The 3,558-nt window shown below is 60.7% G+C and carries 2 protein-coding genes and 1 pseudogene; 1 reads left to right on the forward strand and 2 read right to left on the reverse strand.

Annotated elements, in window-relative coordinates:
* Positions 1-744, forward strand: a pseudogene (locus O7A60_RS31585) (sulfotransferase family protein); the annotation flags it as partial.
* Between the two features lie 170 nt (positions 745-914).
* Here O7A60_RS31585 and O7A60_RS31590 read toward each other — a convergent pair.
* Positions 915-1,166 carry a DUF1515 family protein gene (locus O7A60_RS31590; protein WP_337109560.1) on the reverse strand — a complete coding sequence of 84 codons (252 nt, stop codon included), beginning with the start codon at positions 1,164-1,166 and terminating at the stop codon, positions 915-917.
* A 333-nt stretch (positions 1,167-1,499) separates the two neighbouring features.
* A partial coding sequence (locus O7A60_RS31595) for an FG-GAP-like repeat-containing protein (RefSeq protein WP_337109561.1) occupies positions 1,500-3,558 on the reverse strand: 2,059 nt, incomplete at its 5' end.

Raw genomic sequence — 3,558 nt, forward strand, 5'->3', positions numbered from 1 at the left:
GCCTCGTTCATATCGTCGATCTTGGCCGAGATGGAGGTCGATACGGTCGCATTTCTGCCGATCCGCAACCCTCTTGAGGTCGCGCTGTCGTTGAAGCGGCGAGATGGCTCGCCGATGGCGAAATCACTACTGCTTTGGCTGAGGCACGTGCTCGAAGCGGAGCACCAGTCACGAGACATGCCACGTTATTTCTTGCGCCACGAAGATTTCCGCACCGACTGGCGGCGGCATTTGAACAATGCGGCTGACGAAACCGGGGTCATCTGGCCGGCTCCTTCCAGCCAGTCCGATATCGAGATTGAAAAGTTCCTGAACGAGGACCTGCATCACGAGAGAGCCTCCATCGAAGAGTTGCGAAACCATCCGGACATCACACCTCTGATCCGGACCGCATATGAGATTTTGCGTTCCATGGCGGTCGACGGCGAAAGCCGTGAACTGCGCGCTCAACTGGACCTGGTGCGTACGACATTCAACGAAAGCTGTGATGTTCTGGCCATAGCGACGGCGGAGGCTGAACATCTCCGTGGGGAGCTTCGAGCGCGGATTTTAGATCACGAGGCGGTCGTTCGCACTCACCATGCGATCGTTCGTGCTCACCACGAGCTCAGCCTCGAATGTGACGCGATGGTCCGCGATCGGGACGCTTTCCTCGCAGAACGCAACGCGCTTCTCGCGTCGCGCAGCTGGCGCTGGACCGCACCGTTGCGATGGGTACGCGGTCCGTTCGTGCGCCGAACTTGATGACGGCAAGATGGTCGCAGCCCGCGCGATGCGCCGCTCGACACGAACTGTGATTGGTTTGTCGAAGAACAGTCATACGCCCTTCCAAATTCACCCTCCCCGCAGCACGCGCCAGATATCCGAGCAATATGCCATGACGAGAGAGGCCAGGGCCGCGGCTGCCATGCCGGTTACGCCGAGAGCGCCAAGCCCGTGCGTTTCCAGCGAACCTCGGCCGTCACTTCCTTGACGCTGGTCATATCGGCATTGAGCTTGCTGACCGCGCTTTCGGTGGCGGTGACGCGGTCAACCAGCTCGTCGGTCTTCTGATACATCGACACGGGCGTCAGCGGTGTAGCACCGCTACGCTCGGCCCTCGGTAACAGCCTTTCGGGCGCGCAGGGAAAGACTGTCGCCGACCAGAACAAGATCGATCGCACCATGGCGCCAGGGTGCGCGGTGAGCCTGCACACCCGGGCGGAATGCGATCTGCACACCAAGGCCAGCGTCATCCGGAACCAAAAGCCTCGAAATGATGATTGGCGGACTGACCTGACCGGTACGATCCGCAATTCATTTATCTTGTCCGTCCTGCGCGAGTGCTCGACCGATACATCCGCAATCCACGGATGTCCATTACTGCTGATTGGAAATGATGGCAATCTGACTACCAGATTGCAGCCTGGTACGAGCAGGCATCAAACTACATCACGACCTTTCGGCGGCACAAATAAAACATACGGCGCGGGCGTACTCGGCGAGCCGAGTTTGTCGCACTAAAGGAAGAAATCTAACGCAGTCAGATTATGGTTGATTCCCGCCAAGATGATCGTGAAGTCCGCCGTTGTATCGCCATTTACGTCGGCTTGAACGATCGTGTTAACGCCGTTTTCAAACCACGACACACTGTCGGCGACGGTGCTCGAGTTATGGCCCGCGAAGGCAAAGGCCTGATCGCCCTTAGCCTTCGAGTTCGCATCAATCGCCGAGATATCGAAGAGATCCGCGGCATGCACGAAGTCGGTGATGACGTCCGCCGCGCCCGGGCTGCTGTCAGCTATCGCCGAAAATAGAAACTTGTCTGCGCCTGACCCGCCGGTCAGAATATCTGCCCCCCCGCCACCATTCAGCGTGTCATTGCCGTTGCCGCCCAGGATCACGTTCGCCACCGACGATCCGGTCAGAACATCGTTGAACGCCGAGCCCGTGAGGCTCTCGAACGACGACAATGTGTCTTGCCCAGCGCCCCCCGTGTTCTGGGCTTTCGTCAGTGCAAGACTAACCGTCACGCTCGCTCCGGCGTGGTCGTAGGATATCGTGTCGATACCCGCTCCCCCGGCAAGAATGTTGTTACCACCATCGCCCTCGAGGATATCGTTGAAACCCGAGCCCGTCAGGTTCTCGAAGCGGACCAGCGTGTCGCCGGCCGCATCGCCGCCACTCCCTTGCCCGGTCGCAAGGCTGACGTTCACGCTGGTTGTCGAGGCCGCATAGCTTGCAGTGTCGATCCCTTGCCCGCCGTCGAGGGTGTCGGCGCCGCCAAGTCCGGCCAAGATGTTGTTCCCGGTATTGCCGGTGACGGCATTGTCGGCCGCGTTGCCGGTGCCGTTGAGATTCGCGTTCCCTGTCAGCGTCAGGTTCTCGACGTTGTTGCCTAGCGTATAGTTGATCGAGGACTGGACCAGGTCTACGCCCCCGCCGGAATTCTCGGTCACGGCGTCGCCCGAGTTGTCGACGACATAGGTGTCGTTACCCGTCCCGCCGATCAGCGTGTCCTGGCCCGTGCCACCGTTGAGAAAATCGTTTCCAGCCAAGCCCTGAAGCGTATCGTTGCCGGCCAGGCCGGAGATGAAATCCTCCTCCCCCGTTCCGGTTAGTATGTTTGCCTGACTGGTTCCAGTGATTGTCACGCCGGGGACATTACTCACAGTGACTGCAATCGCCTGTGTGTCGATGCCGCCATAGCCGTCCGAGACCTGGACGTTCACGTCGTAGACGTTGTTGGCGCCTATGTCGGTCGGATGCTCGAAGTCAGGTGCCGTGATAAAGGCGAGCGCCCCTGTCGTTGCGTTGATCGTAAACGCGGCCGCGTCAGCACCGTCACCGAGCGCGTAGCTGAGGCTCTGGCCGGCAGTGTCGGGGTCAGTGGCCGTTACCGTCGTCACCGCCGTGCTGTTCTCGGCGATTGTGACTGCGGCCGTGTCGCCGCCGCCGTTCGAACTAATCGTTGGCGCGTCGTTGACGGCTGAGACTGCGACCGTGGTGTGCTGGACTGCGCTGAGGGCGGTGCTGTTGTTGAGCAACACCGAGATGCTGTTGGAGCCGTAGTTGGTGACCGCCAGGTCGGCACCCCCGACGCCGTCGAGGTCGCCGATGGCAACGTTCCACGGCTGTGTTCCTGTTGGCATATTTACCGCGGCCGCGAAGGTGCCGTCGCCATTCCCGAGCAGCACGGAGATGCTGTTGGAGCCGTAGTTGGTGACCGCCAGGTCGAGCTTGCCATCGCCGTTGAGGTCGGCCGTCCTGACGCCAGATGGGTTTGTTCCGACCGCGAAGTGTGTTGCGGCGCCGAAGCCACCAAGGCCGTCGCCGAGGAGCATCGTGGCACCGCTGTCTATGGCGCTGACGAGATCGAGCTTGCCATCGCCGTTGAAGTCGCCGACCGCAATGTCTCCTCCTCCGGCGAAATTGGTTGCAGCTCCGAAGGTGCCGTCGCCGTTACCGAGCAACACTGACTTGGTGGTGCGGTCCTCGTTCGACACCACGAGATCCAGCTTGCCGTCGCCGTTCAGGTCCGCGAGGACGGTTGAGTAATGCGCCCCGCCTGCTACGGTG

This window comes from Mesorhizobium salmacidum (SeqCode) (assembly GCF_037179605.1).
Classification (GTDB): domain Bacteria; phylum Pseudomonadota; class Alphaproteobacteria; order Rhizobiales; family Rhizobiaceae; genus Mesorhizobium; species Mesorhizobium salmacidum.

What these genes read in the sequence shown, in the direction of transcription:
- O7A60_RS31590 (WP_337109560.1), bottom strand. Translation starts at nt 1,166, where the DNA reads ATGGTGCGATCGATCTTGTTCTGGTCGGCGACAGTCTTTCCCTGCGCG.